This is a genomic window from Pseudomonas sp. RIT623 (genome assembly GCF_004519305.1).
Classification (GTDB): domain Bacteria; phylum Pseudomonadota; class Gammaproteobacteria; order Pseudomonadales; family Pseudomonadaceae; genus Aquipseudomonas.
On the sequence record NZ_SOZA01000023.1, the window covers coordinates 24,436 to 41,426 of the forward strand.

General features: G+C 62.5%; 7 protein-coding genes. 1 reads left to right on the top strand and 6 read right to left on the bottom strand.

The features are described 5' to 3' along the window. Positions 1-8: 8 nt before the first annotated feature. Together E3U47_RS16010 and E3U47_RS16015 are read right to left on the bottom strand one after the other, a co-directional pair. Complete coding sequence (locus tag E3U47_RS16010) at positions 9-941, bottom strand: ABC transporter permease (protein WP_134692660.1); 933 nt, start codon at positions 939-941, stop codon at positions 9-11. Next, complete coding sequence (locus E3U47_RS16015; protein WP_134692661.1) at positions 938-2,647, bottom strand: ABC transporter substrate-binding protein; 1,710 nt, start codon at positions 2,645-2,647, stop codon at positions 938-940. Before E3U47_RS16015 ends, E3U47_RS16010 begins: the two co-directional genes overlap by 4 nt. A 445-nt stretch (positions 2,648-3,092) precedes the next feature. Here E3U47_RS16015 and E3U47_RS16020 point away from each other — a divergent pair, with 445 nt between their 5' ends. Then, positions 3,093-5,198 carry a TonB-dependent receptor domain-containing protein gene (locus E3U47_RS16020; RefSeq protein ID WP_134692662.1) on the top strand — a complete coding sequence of 702 codons (2,106 nt, stop codon included), beginning with the start codon at positions 3,093-3,095 and terminating at the stop codon, positions 5,196-5,198. A 74-nt stretch (positions 5,199-5,272) separates the two neighbouring features. Here E3U47_RS16020 and E3U47_RS16025 read toward each other — a convergent pair whose 3' ends face one another. From E3U47_RS16025 to E3U47_RS16040, 4 genes are all read right to left on the bottom strand, one after another. Beyond that, positions 5,273-7,045 carry a tyrosyl-tRNA deacylase gene (locus E3U47_RS16025; protein ID WP_134692663.1) on the bottom strand — a complete coding sequence of 591 codons (1,773 nt, stop codon included), beginning with the start codon at positions 7,043-7,045 and terminating at the stop codon, positions 5,273-5,275. Positions 7,046-7,393: 348 nt separating this feature from the next. Next, on the bottom strand, positions 7,394-7,900 hold the full coding sequence (locus tag E3U47_RS16030; protein WP_134692664.1) for a hypothetical protein: 507 nt from the start codon (positions 7,898-7,900) through the stop codon (positions 7,394-7,396). A gap of 327 nt (positions 7,901-8,227) precedes the next feature. Continuing rightward, a complete protein-coding gene (locus E3U47_RS16035; protein WP_134692665.1) occupies positions 8,228-13,480 on the bottom strand; it encodes a SpvB/TcaC N-terminal domain-containing protein in 5,253 nt (1,750 codons plus the stop codon). 73 nt (positions 13,481-13,553) lie between these two features. Then, positions 13,554-16,937: a hypothetical protein gene (locus E3U47_RS16040; protein ID WP_134692666.1), complete on the bottom strand. Its 3,384-nt coding sequence runs from the start codon at positions 16,935-16,937 to the stop codon at positions 13,554-13,556. Between the last annotated feature and the right edge of the window lie 54 nt (positions 16,938-16,991).

Below are 16,991 nucleotides of genomic sequence, written 5' to 3' on the forward strand. Positions count from 1 at the left end.
GTCTGAAATCAGTGGCGCGCGGTGCGCGGGTCGATGGCCTGGGTCGCCAAGTCCACCAGCAGGTTGACCAGCACGTAGAGGGTCGCCGCCAGCAGGGTCACGCCAAGCACCAGTGGCACGTCCTTGTTGGTGGTGGCGTCGAGCATCAGCCGGCCAATGCCCTGCCGGCCGAACAGCAGCTCCAGCACCACCGCGCCGCCGAGCAGGCTGGCGAAGACGAAACCGGCCAAGGTCACCAGCGGCACCAGGGCGTGGCGCAGGGCATGGCGCAGGCGCACGGCGGTGTCGCCCATGCCACGGGCGCGGGCCTGGGTGATGAAGGGCTGCTCGAGCACCTGTTCCAGGGACTGGCGCAGCACCTGGGCCAGCACCGCCGCGATCGGCAGCGCCAGGGCCACGCTGGGTAGCACCAGCGAGCGCCAACCGCGCGAGCCGGACGGCGGCAACAGGTGGAAGTGGAAGGCAAACGCCAGCAACAGCAGCGTGCCGATGACGAAGTTGGGCGCAGACGACAGCACCAGCTCGATACCCGAGACCAGCGCGCGCAGACGTCGCCCGCGGTTGGCGGTGAGCAGCGCCGAGCACAGCGCCAGCAAGACCGCGAGCAATGCCGCGCTGCTGGCCAGGGCCAGGGTCGCGCCGACCTGCTCGCCGATGGCCTGGCCCACCGGTACCCGCAAGCGGTACGACTCGCCCAGATCGCCCTGGGCCAGGCGCGCCACGTAGCGGCCGTATTGCACCCACAGCGGTTGGTCGAGGCCGTACTCGGCGCGCACCTGGGCGAGCATTTCTGGGGTGGGCATGGCATCCGGGCCGCCGAGGATGGCCAGCGCGGTGTCGCCACCACTGTGCTGCACGCCGAGGAAGGTCAGGCTGGCCGCCGCCCACAGCACGATCACGCCGTCGCGCAGGCGGCGTAGAAAAATCATCAGCACGTTCATGGTTGCTCCTTGGCCAGCCACACGCTGGTGAACAGGGGAACGTTGTGCGAACCGTCGAACAGCACGCCACCCACCGCGTTGCGGTAGGCCACCAGCATCTGGCTTTCCACCGAGGGCACCGCCGGCACGGTCTCGCCCAGGCGCTGCTGGGCCTGGCGATACAGCGCGCGACGTTGCGCCGGATCGGTGCTGCGACGGGCCTCGCCGAGCAGGCGGTCGAGGCTGGCGTCGCGGAAATGGCCGACGTTCTGGCCCAGCATCCGTGCCGAGGGAATCGAATCGCTGTGGTAGAGAATGAACAGCCCATCGGCAGTGTTGGTATGCCAGTAGCCGCCGCCAAAGGCGTCGAACTGGCCTGCATAGCGCAGTTCCATGACCTTGGAGATGGGCAGGAGCTCGATCTGCAGGTCAAAGCCGATCTTGCGCAAATCAGCCTGGGCGGCGACCGGGACATTGGCCGGGAACGCCGGGTTGTCATAGGTCAGCAAGGTGGCGCGCAAGCGTTGGCCGTCACGGGTACGAAAGCCCTCACGGTCACGTCCGGTCCAGCCTGCGGCATCAAGCAGGCGGCCGGCGGCCAGCGGATCGTAGGCCAGCGCATCGCGGGCCACCGGGTCGTAGCCCGGGGTGTTGACGGCGAGGAAGTCGCCCTTGGCCAGGTATTCGCCAAAGCCCGAGATCCACGCCAGCCCGTCGCGGTCGATGGCCTTGGCCACCGCCTGGCGTACCCGTACATCGTCGAACGGTGGTCGCTCGACGTTGAAGGTGATGCTGCGCGACGGATTGCCCTTGCGGATACGGTTGCGCAGGGTCAGCGCCGGGTTGGCGCGTATCGCGGCGGCGTTCTGTGCCGGGGCGTCCAGGGCCATGTCGCTGTCGGCGGCCTCCAGCGCGGTATAGCGGATCATCGCTTCGGGCACGTAGCTCAGCTCGATGCGGTCCAGGTAAGCCTCGCCAGGGTGGTTGATCGCCGCGGGCGCCCAGCGATAACCCTCACGCCGCTCGAAGCGCGCACCCTGGTCGCGGGTCCAGGCGCCGAGCACGAACGGCCCGGTGCCGATCGGCTGGCTGGCGATGGTCTTTGGCGCCTCGAGGATCTGCCGCGGCGAGATCATCCCCAGCCAGGCCTGGGCCAGCACATCGAGGAACGGCGCATAAGGCGCGCGCAAGGTCGCTTCGAAAGTGTATTCATCGATCACCCGGCCGCTCAGGTAGGGCGCGATGTAGGCGGCGGTCAGGGGCGATTTGGTGCGTGGGTCGCGCATGTGCTCGAGGTTGACCCGCACCGCCTCGGCATTGAAGCGCTCGCCGTCGCTGAAGGTGACGTCGTCGCGCAGGTGGAAGGTGTAGGTCAGGCCATCGGCGCTGATGTCCCAGCTTTTCGCCAGCCACGGCGTGAGGCTGCCGTCCTCGGCCTGGTATACCAGGCAGTCGAACAGGATGCGGCCCAGCCACTGGATATTACCGTTGGACAAGGCATGGATATCGAAGCTGCCGGCATCACTGGCGGCGGAAACGCGCAAGGTGCCGCCACGCACACCGGGGCGCTGTTCGACGAAGTCGCTGGCGGGATAGCGCAGCACGCCGCTCGCCTCGCTGACCGCCTCGCCCTTCAGGCCGCTGGCGGTGTCCGCTGGCGTGGCGGGGGAGCAAGTGGCCAGGCAGAACAGACTGGCCAATGTGGCTCGATGAATAAAGTGCCTCATGTAATACCCACACTTTCGCTGATCGACAGCTGGGGTATTGCACTAGTCGTGCCAGGGTTAAAAAGCCTTATTTATTGATCAGGCGATGCGCACACCATCTTTAAACACGACAAACTGTTCAATCGGTGTTGCCTGGTCAACATCCAAACCACCCGCCCAGACCGCTCTACGGCAATACTTTCATGGCACGACAGAAAACCAGGAGCGGCAAAAAAGATCGCGAACAATTTGGGCATTTATATATAACCGCGGCTGTTCGCCAAACAACATCCGTTCAACAATTCGTCGCTGACTGTTCAGGCTTATTGTTCGACAACAGGGTGACTGCCCATAACTTCAGGGCAGCCACTCATCTGGCACAGAACCTGCTCTGTACCTTCTCCGACTGGCCTGACTATTCCCATAGAACGCCGAGGACCTACGATGTTTTACAAGGAATACAACGATGCGTGCGATCCATCCCCTCCCCTTGCGCCTGGCGATCCGCCGCGCCGCCCTGGCCACCACCGCGCTGCTGGCACCGCTCCCGGTGCTGGCCGCCGACCCGACCCTCGGCACGGTGACGGTGCAAGGCGCCAAGCAGACTGAAGTACAAAAAGCCAGCAGCGTCCTGGCCGAGGTACCCGGCGGTACCAGCGTGGCCGACAGCGAAGAAGTGGGCAAAGGCCGTACCGCCACCCTGCAGGACACCCTCGCCTACCAGCCCGGTGTGTTCGTGCAATCCACCGGCGGCAACGACGCGGCGAAGATCTCGGTGCGCGGCTCGGGCGCCAACACCTCCCCGGGCTACTTTCGCGAAGGGCTCAAGTTCCTCTTCGATGGCCTGCCGCTGACCGGCCCCGGCGGCACCCCCTATGAGTTCCTCAACGCCAGCGGCGTCAACTACACCGAAATCCTGCGCGGCGCCAACGCCTTCCAGTACGGCGCCCTGACCCTCGGCGGCGCGGTCAACTTCGTCAACCACAGCGGCTACACCGCCCCCGGCCTGCGCCTGCGCGCCGAGGCCGGCAGCTACCGCTACCAGAAGCAGAGCATCAGCTACGGCGGCGTCGAGGGCGACCTCGACTATTACCTGCAGGCCGACAACTACCGCAACGACGGCTACCGCGACTACAGCCTGTCGCAAAGCTCTGGCATCGTCGCCAACGCCGGCTACCGCTTCAGCCCGAAACTCGAGACCCGCGTGCTGCTGCGCTATCGCGACGAAGTGCACAACGACCCCAGCGCCACCACCCTGGATGCCGCCCTGCATCACCCGCGCCGTGCCAGCGCCACCGCCGAAAGCAGCGGCAACGGCGCCCGCCGCCCCGGCAGCATCTGGCTGGGCAGCAAGACCACCTACACCTTCGACGACGACGCCCGCCTGACCGTCGGCCTGTCCTACCACGACTACCGCCACGCCAACAGCCCGCGCAGCCCGAGCAACCCCAGCTACTGGGACTGGCACGACCTCGGCCTGCTGCTGGGCTACGACCGCACCGACTACCTGTTCGGCCATGAAAGCCGCAGCAATATCGCCTTCACCTCCACCCAGCACCTGCGCGGCGGGGTCAACTCGGCCACCGGCGACAAAGTGCCGCTGAAGAAAGTCGACTACACCGACTCGTTCGACCGGGTCATCGCCCTGGGCAACGACCTCAACCTGGTCGACGGCCTGTGGCTGACCAGCGGCGTGTCGTTCATCAATGTGCGGCGCAAGATCGACATCGACTACGCGGTGAACGCCAACCGCACCGACTTCCCGCAGCACGTCGACTACGACAACTGGAGCGTCGCCCCGCGCATCGGCCTGCGCTACGAATTCGCGCCGAACCTGCAGGTGTTCAGCAACTTCAGCCGCAGCATCGATCCGCCCGCCACCTGGGAGTACTCCGGCTCCGGCCCGACCCTGCCCTACGTGCGCCCGCTGGTGGAGCAGAAGGCCAACACCTTCGAGGTCGGCATCAAGGGCTCTCATGGCATCTTCGACGGCAGCCTGGCGCTGTACCGTTCGTGGATCCACGACGAACTGCTGAACGTGCAGATCATCCCCGCCAGCGCCACCTCGGCCGCGGTCACCGGCGCGTTCAACGCCTCGCCGACCATTCACCAGGGCATCGAGGCCGGGCTCAACACACGACTGTGGGAAAACGACCAGGGCGACCTGCTGCGCTGGCGCCAGGCCTACACCTACAACGACTTCTACTACCGGCACGACACCACCTTCGGCGACAACCAGTTGCCTGGCGTGCCCAAGCACATCTACCAGGGCGAGTTGCAGTACCAGGACCACAGCGGCTGGTACACCGGCATCAATGTGCAGTCGGCGTCACGCACGGCGGTGGACTATGCCAACAGCCTGTATGCGCCGTCCTACACAATCTGGGGGGCGAACCTGGGCTATGAAGCGCCCAAGGGCAATTGGAAAGTCTCGCTGGACCTGAAGAACCTGGCGAACAAGGCCTACGTCACGGCGGTGACGCCGGTGTACAACGCCCAGGGGCAAGACACTGCATCGTTCTGGCCCGGGGATGGGATCGGGGCGTATGTAGGCGTGGAACTGCGTTATTGAAACAGGCCTGCGCAAGCCCGACGTGAAAAAACAGAAACCGCCTCGAAGGCGGTTTCTCGATGACCCACAGGCCCTCAACCCTGGGAAGCCCTGCGTTCCAACTCAGCACGGTAGTCGTTGAGCGAGGCGATACGTTGGTTGCTGGCCGCCTCTCGATCCTCGGCAATCACCTTGAGCTGGTGAGAGGCCTGAACCAGATAAGCCTTCAGTTCGTCGCCCGTGATGTAACTGCCCGACAGCTTGTTCAACTTGCTCCAGCCGTCGTTGAAGATTTGCGCGAACTCGGCAGACACGGCGCCGACCGCATGCCATTGGCCTGCCTGGGTGACGAAGAAACGATCGGTGGTGGCAATCAGCTGATTGAGGCGGTTGCGACGCAGCGATTCACTGCTGCCCGCCCGATCATAATCGTCCACACGCTCCTGCGCGTCATCGATGATCAGTTGCATGAAGTCCGCGAAGGATTTGAAGAAGAAGGCGATTTCCTCGACGATTTCCTTGCTGCGCTTGAGCGCCGCAACACTGAGGTTCAGCGACTTCACCGCCAACTCGATGCTCTGCTGCTCGTCGCGCTGGCCATTGAGCAGAATGGTGATACGAACCAGCTCGGCGGCCTGCTCGCGCCTCGCGTTTTCGTATTTCTCCACGTTGTCGAGCATTTGCCGCTCCAGCTCACGCAGTGTCATGGCCTGCTCTTTCATCTGCTCGCCAAAATCGGCGGCGGCGTCCGACAGCTCACGCAACAGTCCGGCCACTTGCTGCTCGAGGCCACCCAGTTTCTTCTTGGCCGCCTCCAGCTCGGCACGTGCTTGCGCCAGGCTCTTGTCCAACGTTTCCCTCTCCAACTCGCTGGTGGCTGCCTCGCGCTGCGCATTCAGCTCGTCGACTTTACGCGACAACGCCTCGACGATATCAGCCTGACTATCACGCAGGCCTTCCAGCCTGGCCTTTTCCACCAGTTTGCCGGGGTCGACACTGCCATTGGACTGACGGCCCAACGAGCCGACCGTGGCGGCCCCCATCAGCGCGCCCGCTCCGCCCGAGGCGCCAATGGCAGCCAGCGGAACCACGGCAGCCAATACCTGGGTCAGGTTTTTCAGCAGCGAGGCCCAGAATGCTTTCTTCTCGGCGCTGTCGGCTTGCGCGCCATATTGGCTGGCCAGCTTTTCGAATCTGTCGACCTGCTGTTTGAGCTCGCTGACCAGCTTGTCCAGTTGTTCACGCTTGGCCGTCGATTCGACGATCTCCTTCTTGATCCGCTGGTTGGCTTCGATGGTCTCGCTCAGGGCCAGCTCGCTATCGGCCATCACCGCCTCTACATCACGCAGAATTTGCTCGTAGCGGTCGACAATGGTACCCAGGCTGAACTGCACGGTCGCCGCATCATCGACGATCCCCTTGGCCAGCTCGAGCAGATCGCCGCTGACAAAGGCACGGATTTCTGCCGCGTCAGCCTCTTCGCGCACATCCAGCCAGTCCGGCAACTGATCGTTGAGTTGTCGACCGATACGTGCGGCGATACGTGCGGCGCCCTTGATGGTGCGCTCGCTGTCCTGCTGCGCGCGGATCAACTCATTCATGATCCTCGCGATTCTGATACGGATGGCGCCTTGTTCCTGAGGGGTGGTGTTATAGGCGATATACAGCAGTTCGATTGCGTGATCGGTATCAGTCTTGGCACGGGCAATCTCATAGTTGCCCTCCAGCTTTTTCTTGAAGGTAGTAACCAACGGTGCGTTGGCCGCTGGCAACTGCAGCGGGTTGGCGCGGATGAGGGCCTCGACTTGCTCATCAATCTGGCTTTCCAGCAGGATGTTGCGGTTGGTGTAAGAGACAATTTCGGACATGAGGTCATTCCTTTTCGGTCGAGTATCGATCGCGCTTCAGGCAGTAGCTCGAGCCTCGCCCGGCTTGCCAGGCTTGCCAGGCTTAGCAGCTCGTGTTTATTGACTACTTCTTGGCAGCGCCACTGTGCGCGCTGGCGGACCTCTTGGATCAGCAGGAACAAATCCCATCGAGCGTAAGTAGCGTCGGTCGCACGGCGTAGGAAACCAGCGAAAAGCACGGACGGAACGGCATCAAGCCCAAGCTGCGACATCAGCAAGCGGCCCGCGAACAACCGGAGCCCCGGTCAGCGGGAAAGACATTGCGGCGATAGGTGGGGCCCGCCGCAAGATCCACGGCGGGCCCTGAGATCAAGGCGTGACGGCAGTGCAATCGTTGGGCCAGCTCGAGGAGAACTGGAAAGCCACGCGGCGCAGAGGCGGTTCGGCGTCATAGAGCAGCTGGTAACTTTCGCTCAATGCACGGCTGAGCTGCTGTTGCAACGGCTGAACTTCCTGGACGCGGCAGCGCGCTTGATTGCTCGGCTGACGGGCGCATTGCTGGACGGCGAAGCCCCAATCGTCCAGTACCGTACCATTGCCATGGCTGCGCACCCGCGCCAAGCTTTGCCAGGGCTTGACTGCCGCCACCCGTTTCTCGGCATCCAGCGCCGCGCGCAAGCTACGTTGGATCTGACTGTGCTCGCTTTCAAGGCCTTGAATATACAGACGATGCTCGGGTCGGTTGGGTGGATTTCCATACAGGGCCTTCGCCGCTTTGATTTTTTCCAGCATGTCACGTTCCAAATGTTGCAACTGCGCCTTGCGGCGTAGTTCGGCGCCAAAGCGCTGCTCGATATCCTCGAGGAACTCGATCATCGATCGCTCGAGGATGGCCAAGCGTTGCTGACATTGGTCCATGCGCGCCTGCAGCGCCTGGTCAAAAGGATCCGCTGCTGATAGAGCGCCAGCCTGGGAAACGGCGCTTATGCACACCCACGTCAGGCCAAGCAGGCCCCGTGCCCATGGGGTAAGGCGTTGGTACGGGTACATTTGCAAATCTCCGTCAAAGGGAGCTTGCATTGCATTACCGCGCAAACCTTCTGAGCAGAGGGAACCCTTGCCCAGCATGCGTCGCGCAACGTCCAAGGTGCCCAGCTCCCGGCCACCAGGTACTCGACCGTTGTTACCGGCCCTTGGCGGTGATCATATGTTTCCCGCTCGCTCGATGACCTCGGCCCAGGTGTCGTTTTCGTCGTACACCACGGTGAACCAGGGATACAGCCGCGTGCGGTATTCGTAGTTCACCCAGGTTTCGCCAACCTGTTCGCCGTTGGCGCGCACGACCCTGGTCTCGCGCCCCAGGGCATCATACACATGGGTGTCGGCGTAGATCCCCTCACGCGCGCTGTCATCACGCAGCCAACGCCAGTCATCCAGGTAAAACGGCAGCCACTGGCGCACCGCCTGGCCCTTGTTGTCGTACTCGGTCTTGCCGCTGACGGCCCAACGCACAGGCGTATCCGCCAGCACCACGCGGCCCTGATCATCCAGTTGCAGGCCGCCTGCCTCGGTGCGCACATAGGCTTCGCCGGGTGGGTTGAGCCGAGCGGTCTGCAACAATTGCCCGCCACCATTGAGCAGCACCGCCACACGCACCTGTTGCTCGGGGTCGAGGTCGTAGCGATCGGTCTGGATATGGATCACATGGGGCGGTGCTTGCCCGCTCATCTGTGGCACGATGCCATCCTTGCGCAGGCGCTGTGCATCGCGTTGCCAGGCCAGTGCACCATAGCGCCGCTCACGGTCGACACTGCCATCTGCGCGCAGCGCCCATGGCATCCAGGTATCGGCGACATAGGTAAACGCCTCGGCCACCGGGACCTGCTTGCTGTCGTTCAACGCGACCGCGGCGTCGACGGTGAGCGGCGCCAGGAACACAACATCTTTGCTGTAACCTACCTCGACAGGCTTATCACTACCCGCTGGGGTTTCAGTGCCGTAGAACCGTGTCGACATGACCCGACCCAATGCGTCCAGCTCAACCTCATGGGTATTGTCGTTGGGATCCTTGATCCGCACCGGGACGACGAAGCGCCAGTCGTACGCCTCGACGCTGGTCGTCAGGCCTGCCGCATCGATCACTGCCTGCACGGCTATATCGTGGGTGCTGTAGCGCAACTCGCTGGGGCCGACCTGGGTGCTGCCCTGGGTGCGCGCTGGCAACCAGAAGCGCTCAGCAGGCAGGTACCCGGTAATATCGTGATGGCCGCAATAAGCCTCCTCGATCGCAGGCCCCCAGGGGATGCCCGGTGCGCCGCGATCGTCTGGGTCATGGGGATCTTCCAGTTCCCCATCCTCGGGCGGGCGGTTCATGGCGACATAGCCGCCACGCTTGAGCAACGCCTCCAGCGACTCCTCCTGCACTCGGCTATCCAGCACCTGCGCAACGTCGTCCAGCCAGCTTCTGGCCTGCGCTTGCAGGTCGGCATCCGCCCGTTCCGACACCCAGAGCACGATCGGCCAGAATACCTCTGGCGCTTGGAGCGCGTTGTCCAATTGAGCAAGAAAACCTTCTTGGCTGGCGTAACTCTGCGCCAGCCGATTGGACAGCGTGGCGCGCAACGTTTGCAGGTGCTCTGCCTCGTCCGGTTCGCCAGCCAATAGATCGAGGTGGGCTTCGATTCCCGCACGCACGCCAGCTTCCTGGTCGAGGTACCAGGTCACTACTGCCCATAGCGCATCATCCGGCACGCGACTAGTCCCGCGCAGGCGCGCTTGTAGCCCTTGTGGCAGCTCTTGCGCTTCGGTCTCGAGCAACAGTTGCTGCAAGGATTGCACTGAAATGGCTGATTTCAGTGCGCCGCGCAGCGCCCGACAAGCCGCTTCATCCTGCGCCCCTACTGGCGCATAGGCGGCCACCAGCGCGTACAACACATCAGGCTGTGGGCGGGGCACACGCAGGCGCATCCGCTCGAGCATGTCCATGGCAGTGTCCGACCTGTCCAGCCCATCCTTGACCAGTTGTCGCAAGGTCTGGGTAAAGGTGGGCCGCAGCACGTCGAGCGCGGCCTTGTCGAGCATCGCGGTACGGGTGTAGGCCTTGAGCGCCTGGCGCGATGGCGTACTGCTCACGCCCGTGCCATCGGCCTTGCGCCAGATGACCTTTTCATAACCGGCGAAGCTGGTGCGACTGGGATCATCCCACTTGAAGTCAGCCAACCCTTCCACGGTGAAGCCTGCCTTGGGCACCTCAGCCACTTCCAGTCGAACCACATCTCGACGCGTCGCCCCCGGCAGGCCGATGACGAAGTCGTCGCTCGCCACCAGATTGTGCAGCGTGGCCCAGGTCAGGTTGAGCCAACAGGTGTATTGCTGGGGATCGATGCTGTCGACGATCAGCCCTTGCGGTAGGTCTTTCGGATAAACCTTGCGGTCACGCTCCTCGTCTGCCAGGTCCTTCTCGGTCAACCGCCGTGGGTAATGAATGACGACACTCTGCAGCGGGTTGCCGTATTCATCCGCCTTCAGCGTGAGGGTTTGGGTAATCTGCGGATCCTCGGTGATGCGCTCACAGGCGAACGACAGCGCTTGCACGGTGCTGACCAGCGCTGTAGGACGTTGCGTGTCGGGCAGCGCGTGGGCGCGAATCTGCAGGCGCTGGCGGGTGACACTGTAGGGCCGGTCGGCGCGGTCGGCGCCATCTTGCCCATACACCTCGGTACGCATCACCTGGCCGCGCACGGCCCGGTACAGCCAGGCCCGCAAGGCCGAATTCGGGGCAGGTACATCATCCTGCTCGCCCTCCAGGGTCCAGCTCGTGAAACGCACGGTGTCAGGGGCGAAGTCTTTCTCCATGTCGGTGAAAGCCCCCTGTGCGCTGCCGTCGTGCGCCTCCAGGCCGGTGTAGAACCAGGTGCAGGTGCGCATCGGCGGCGACAGCTCGGCGGCAGTGATGCTTGCCCGGTCATGACTGTCGACCTGCACCAGCCGGCTGAAGCCGGCGAACTCGCGCTCCTCGGCATCCCAGACACCGCCCAGGTAGGTGGCCTCGCTGCCCAGGCACAGCCCGGTGATGTCGTTGACCGTGGTCACGCGGCGGACGGTGTGCACAGGGAACGGCAGGTAGCTGACCGCAGGCGTGCCCGTGCCGGCCGCTGCCTTTTCGTCCAGCCAGGCCTGTGCCGAGCTGCGGTACTCGAGCAAGGTGCGCGAACCGGCATTGTCCACGACCTGCTCGAGCAGCCAGGGTCGCCGGTCGTTGAAGCGGAACAACCAGCTGCGTGGCCGCAGGCCAGGTCCGCCATGGGGCACGGTCAGCAGCAGGTCGGCGGTGCCCTGCCCGCGGATATCGGCAACCTGCAACTGGCACGTCGCATCGAACCTCACCCCGGCCGGGGCCGGGATACTGTTACCTTCGACATAGCGGTTGCCACATTGGCTGACGAACACCCGGATGCGCTCTGGCTCCAGATACAGGATATCCGTGGTACCGGCGCCGTCGGTGTCAGCCAGCCATACCCGCGAGGCATTGAACTTGGCCACGGCGAAACCAGGAATCGCCACGGCTTCGGCGAACTTGCCGTGGCCCAGCGACGGCCACAGGGTCACCCCCTCGCCGGTGATCCGCAGCAAATGCTGCTGGCCGCTGCCGCACGGGTCGGCGAACGCCACCAGTTGCAGTTCGGATGCGGCCAGCGACGGCAAGCGCTGTTTGCCCTGGTACTGCTGGGTGACTGCGGCAGACCAGCCAGCCTTGCCATTGGCGGGGTAAACCCGTACCGTCCGGGGGCCTAGCGGCAGCAGCACGACATCTTGCAGGCCGTTGCCGGTCAGGTCGGCCAGCCGCGCCTGGGGGTGGCCGAGTTCCGCGGGCACCTTCAGCGAGGTCAGCGCGCTCCACTGCCCGTCCGGATTGAAGGTGATGCTGCCACGGACGCTACCGGTGACCAGCCACTCCGGCCGACCATCGCCATCCAGATCGGTCAAGGTGCCGTTCATGCTGGGGTGCAGCGGCAACAGCTGTGGTGGGCCCCAAGTGATCGCGTCCTTGGGCTCCACCCTGCCAGGCTTGGAGGCCAACCACCGAGCAAACGCACGCGCCTCCAAACGCTGAAAGATCGCATAGCGCCACGGAACGTCGCGCACGGGTGTCAATCCACGCCAGATTGGCGTGCTCAGGCGTTGCGGCCGACGATACATCCAGGCACCGCTGCCTTTGTACAGCAGACCCGGTACACCGTCACCAAACAAGTCCACCAGTTGCCAGGCCTGCTCCCAGAACCCCTCCAGGGCCGGCATGGCCTCCCAGCGAGGCGCCCCCCGGCCTGGGAGGATCATCTGGAACTCCATCGGCGGCATCCGGGTATGGGCGTCGTAGGTGACCTGCTGCGCAGATTCCAGCAAGCTGGTCACACTGCCTTCGGCGTATTTCAGGTGCAGCCGTTCAACCAGTACCGGGGTGTTCCCTTCCTCATACGGCGTCGTGCCCATGCGCCGCCACAACAGCACGTCGCGGCACAGGCGGCGGATCCGCACCTCGAAGCCATAGCGCCAGAACGAATGCAGGTCCTGGCGCACCGGCCACTTCTGGTCGGTTTCCAGCAAGGGTGGCGCACTGGTATCGGCGCCGCGCTCGCCGTAATCGAACAGCGTGAATTCCTTGAACTGACCTGGGTCGAAGGCGTTCTGTGGCAGCAACAAGGCGTCCGACGGGGAAATTGGCTTGGCATACACTGCATCGAGGTAGACATGGCGAACCTGTGGATGGGCGGCACGCTCGTCGGCGTCGCAGCCCTCTTCGTCCTCCAGGCGGTAGCAATACACCACGTGCTCGCCGACAGCCGAGACGGCCTCCTCCAGGTACCAGCCGGCCACACGTGCAGCCGCCTGCGGGTCACGCAGGCGCGCGGTGTCCGACCAGCCATACAGCGACAGGCTGCCGTCCGGCGATCTTTGCAACCAGAAGCCCGGATCCTGAGCCACGTCTTTCGCCACCCAATGCTCCAAGCACTGTGCTGGGCCGCCGGTACGCGCCCGCCAAGGGGTGACAGTGAAGTCCGGTGAGTCCGGCCAGAACGGTAACTGCCTCGTTTTGCCGTCACCTGCGCGCAGGATCTCCTCGCCATTGGGCCCGAACATTCGATCGTTGCCGTCGTACTTCGGGAAACCGAAGCGGGTCATGTGCAGGACCGCGGGCAACGGGCAGTTCCAACCCGCACCGAAGGCCCCATTGCCGCCCCCGGAGGAATACTGCAGCGTCAGCTCGGCGGACAAGGCCCGCCCCTTGGGCGATGGCAGCGGCAATTGCCAGCTGGCGGCACCGTCGGGGCCACCGGCGGACAACATGCCGCCACCGATGGAGACGGTGCCGCCACCTTTGGGCAAGGCAAGTGTGGATGAACCTGAAAATCCACGCTCATCCGCGACAGGGGCTACGGCGCTCACTGGTTCCAGCATGTTCGACTCCAGCACAGGCAAGGTAATGAACAGCGTTTAGCGCAGGCATGCGCCAAGGAGATACAATCGCGCCTCAAAGCACATGAAGAGTCCCAGCCTTGATCGGTGTTTTGAACAGTGAACAACTAAAGCTCAACTCCCCCTTCCCGCCATGTGCCGTGCCAGTCACACGCCACAGGGTAGAATCCTTTGTCGCATCCACTGCATTGTTCCCGCCAAGCTCTGGCACCGCCTTCCAACTCGTCGGGTACTTGTCATCTTTGATTGTCAGCACCAGGCTCAACTTAAGCGCTGCCAAAGGCGAATTCTTCTTATGCTTGACGAGCAGATCGCGAGGCAGATGGCTGATAAGAGGTTCATAATCAGGCACCCATTCTATTTCTTTCGCCAAGTCATTCGACATCAATACCGCCACGGGTAACCTGAGCCGCTGCGAAAACTTCTCCAGTTCGAGTTCCAAGTTAAAAACTCCACCCGTTTGTGTCATGGGTTGCATTTTCCATGTCACGCCATTTAATTCAATCGCATTGTCGCTGCCATAGCCTGGCGTGGGCGTTATATCGCCGCTGCCCACCCCACCATTCGCTACGCTGACAAAATGTAGTTTCGCTTTGAGGCCCAACTCATAAAGCGCACTGCCTTTGCGGGGGATATACTTAATCTCGCCTATTTCTCCCAGCCAGAAACACCCGCCTGCCAATGCCTCAGAGCCGGTTACCACCAGTACGCCTTCATGCCCCAGGTTTCTGGACAACACCGCACACTTTTTCCACAACAGTGGCTTTTTAAACCCCAGCATTTTGACAAACAGCGAAAACTCTCCGCCTTCCATTTGCCCGGTAATGTCCCAGGCCAGGTCCTCTCCTAACTTTCTGAACGTGCCATAATCGGGGATCGCACCCACGTCTGTCGCATCAAGGTAACCGGTCTTGACAAACTCGAGCGACGCCTCCCCCCCCAGCTCAGCCAAGGGGCTTCCATTGCGGGGCTCCAATTTCAGCACCCTGGTTTCTTCGCTCCAGTAGATCTCGGTGCCATTGATGTTGTCGCCAACCGATGTCAGGACGGCCTCGTCCGTCAGATCTTCAGACATCAGGATCGCATCGCGCACCACACAGGGCTGCACAAACCCGGCACTGCCCAGGATTAAGTTATACTTACCGCTCGGCAGTACTCCAGCTCCCCGTTTACCCGTCAATTGCCATTGCGCGTGCCATTGCTCGGCATCCTCCGTCAACCTTTGCGGTACTTCATAGCTGGGGATCGCTTCGACATGTTCTTTGCGCGTCGTATCGGTTTGTTCGTCGAATTGCAGGTGGTAATCGAAACCCAGCCCTGCCACCGGGCTGTCGCTCCTGGCCGTAATGCTCAAGGTCTGCGCACTCGCCGTGTCGCCATACCTGAGGATGAACGGCTCCGTGGCGGACGATTCGCCCAGCGTGATCACGAACTCATCCTCCAGACGCGGCGAGATCATCGCGCAACGCGGCAAGGTGACCGAACCTAGGCCCATGGTCTCGATGTGCAACTTGAACCAACCGCTTTTCGGTTCGCCGGTAAGCGCCCACTCGGCAGTCCCAGCCACGAACGGAGCCCACGTGGTAAATGCGGAATCGGGCTTGATATCCCCGGCATCCAACGCACCATCCTTTTCGAACACCAGGCGCGCCTCGAGTGGCAACTGGGTCAACGGGCTATCAGCCAAGGCATGCAACGTCAGGGTATAAGCAACACCTCTGCGACAGACCGGCGCGGCGAAAGCTTCGAGCTCCTCCGCCAACGGACGCATCTGCACGCCCTTGAGCCCGAAGCCTACTTTCAGATCTTCAACCAGCGCTTGCAGCGTAAAGATGCCACGCTCAGTCGAGCCAGCCGTAATCGTCCACTCCAACCCGGTCGTAAGCATCTCCCGTGGCTCATTGGAGCCCAGGTCGATCCCCAGGGTTTCACCGTCCGGCCAGTCCAGCCACACCTTCTTCCCAAGGAAGTCCTTTTCTTTATCTTTGGGGCGCAGCGTCAGCGTGTATTGCTCCCCGCAGATCAACTGCAATTCCCCCCATTCGAACGCTTCGATCCGCTCGCCATCGAGCAGGAACTCCATTTGCGCAGGCCATGGACTGGTCTCGAAAACATTGAATACATGAGCGGCTCTGCTTGGCAGGCCGAAGACATCGGTACACTCGGCTTCGATCACCATCTGGCCGTTGCTATCGATATCCTCGCGGGTCGGCGGGTACTCAAATAGCGACTGTCCCTTGTCGTCTGTGACGATCGTTGTGTAGTCACTGCCATTGATTTTCCAGTGCACCTCGATACCTGCCAGGCCAGCGTCGGAAAATGGCGACTTCACCCTAGCGGTCACTTGTGCTTTATCGCCCTGGTCGATTACCAGCGCGGCATTGCTGGCATCCAGCTTGCCGATGGCATGTCGGAAGTGGCCGATCTGCACCGCAAACGAATGCTTGGGGGCCACCCAATAACTGCCAAAGCCAAGGGTGGTCGCACCGGACTGCAGCCAAGATCCGTCGCTCAGCTCGAGTTGCCAATCTGTATCCGCGCCAGCGGACAACGGCTGGTAGGAGTCGAGCTTATCGGCGTCGTTGACATTGAGTAATGGGCTCGTCGTCACGCCATAGCGCTCAGGTGGCAAGCTGCTCTCACCCAGCCATTGCAAACTGCAGCCCTGTTCCTCCCAGGCATCATCCTTGGCAACCTGTACGCTCAAGATCGACGAGGTACCATGACACAGCAGATAAGGTGCCTTGGTCTGATCAGGCACGGCCGCGTCAGGGTCATCGGTGCGCAGCGTCAGTTTCTCCAGGCGGAGCTCGCCAAGGTGCGCATGCAATTGCACATCGGTGAGGTACAGATAAGACACCCCGTTTTGACGGGGTGTTTCGAACTGTACCCGGACACGTTCTAGCTTTTCCGTTACCTTGCTCGTATCCAAGGCTGATGGCGTCAGCCTTTGCCAAGCACGTGCCTGTTCCCGCTCTCCTGCCGTGCCAAGGCCTTGCAAGGGCTGACGCAACAATTGCTCGCCGACTGCATCGCCCCTTAGCGCCCAGACGGTCACGTAGCAGGTGTCGAAACGCTCGACATCGTACTTGCAGCCAAAGTAGTACACAGGTTGAGCCTGGGCCCCGGGCTCATAGGCAATGGGCAGATCGATATCCTGTCGAACCCAGGTATCCGCGCCAATTCTGATGTAGGGATCGTCGGCTGGCCCGGTCGAGAACCTCGAACTCTTGCATAACCAGGGTTTGTTCGCGGTCGTTTGCCGTTGTGAGCGGAACGACCCTAAGCTCAGGAGCGAACGCAACACGCGCATGAACCATGAGTTCGGCCAATCAATGCTGTCCGGTGGGAAGTTAGGCGCCAGGACAATATTGTGACCCGGTGTTTTCGCAGCATCATCGACGTTGCTGGCGCCTTGCAGTTCATTAATGTTGGACATGTCCGTTCCCTTGTTCCCAATCCGTCATCGCCGGTTTGTCCGCGCCAACTGGGG

What these genes read in the sequence shown, in the direction of transcription:
- E3U47_RS16010 (WP_134692660.1), bottom strand. Translation starts at nt 941, where the DNA reads ATGAACGTGCTGATGATTTTTCTACGCCGCCTGCGCGACGGCGTGATC.
- E3U47_RS16015 (WP_134692661.1), bottom strand. Translation starts at nt 2,647, where the DNA reads ATGAGGCACTTTATTCATCGAGCCACATTGGCCAGTCTGTTCTGCCTG.
- E3U47_RS16020 (WP_134692662.1), top strand. Translation starts at nt 3,093, where the DNA reads ATGCGTGCGATCCATCCCCTCCCCTTGCGCCTGGCGATCCGCCGCGCC.
- E3U47_RS16025 (WP_134692663.1), bottom strand. Translation starts at nt 7,045, where the DNA reads ATGTCCGAAATTGTCTCTTACACCAACCGCAACATCCTGCTGGAAAGC.
- E3U47_RS16030 (WP_134692664.1), bottom strand. Translation starts at nt 7,900, where the DNA reads ATGATCGAGTTCCTCGAGGATATCGAGCAGCGCTTTGGCGCCGAACTA.
- E3U47_RS16035 (WP_134692665.1), bottom strand. Translation starts at nt 13,480, where the DNA reads ATGCTGGAACCAGTGAGCGCCGTAGCCCCTGTCGCGGATGAGCGTGGA.
- E3U47_RS16040 (WP_134692666.1), bottom strand. Translation starts at nt 16,937, where the DNA reads ATGTCCAACATTAATGAACTGCAAGGCGCCAGCAACGTCGATGATGCT.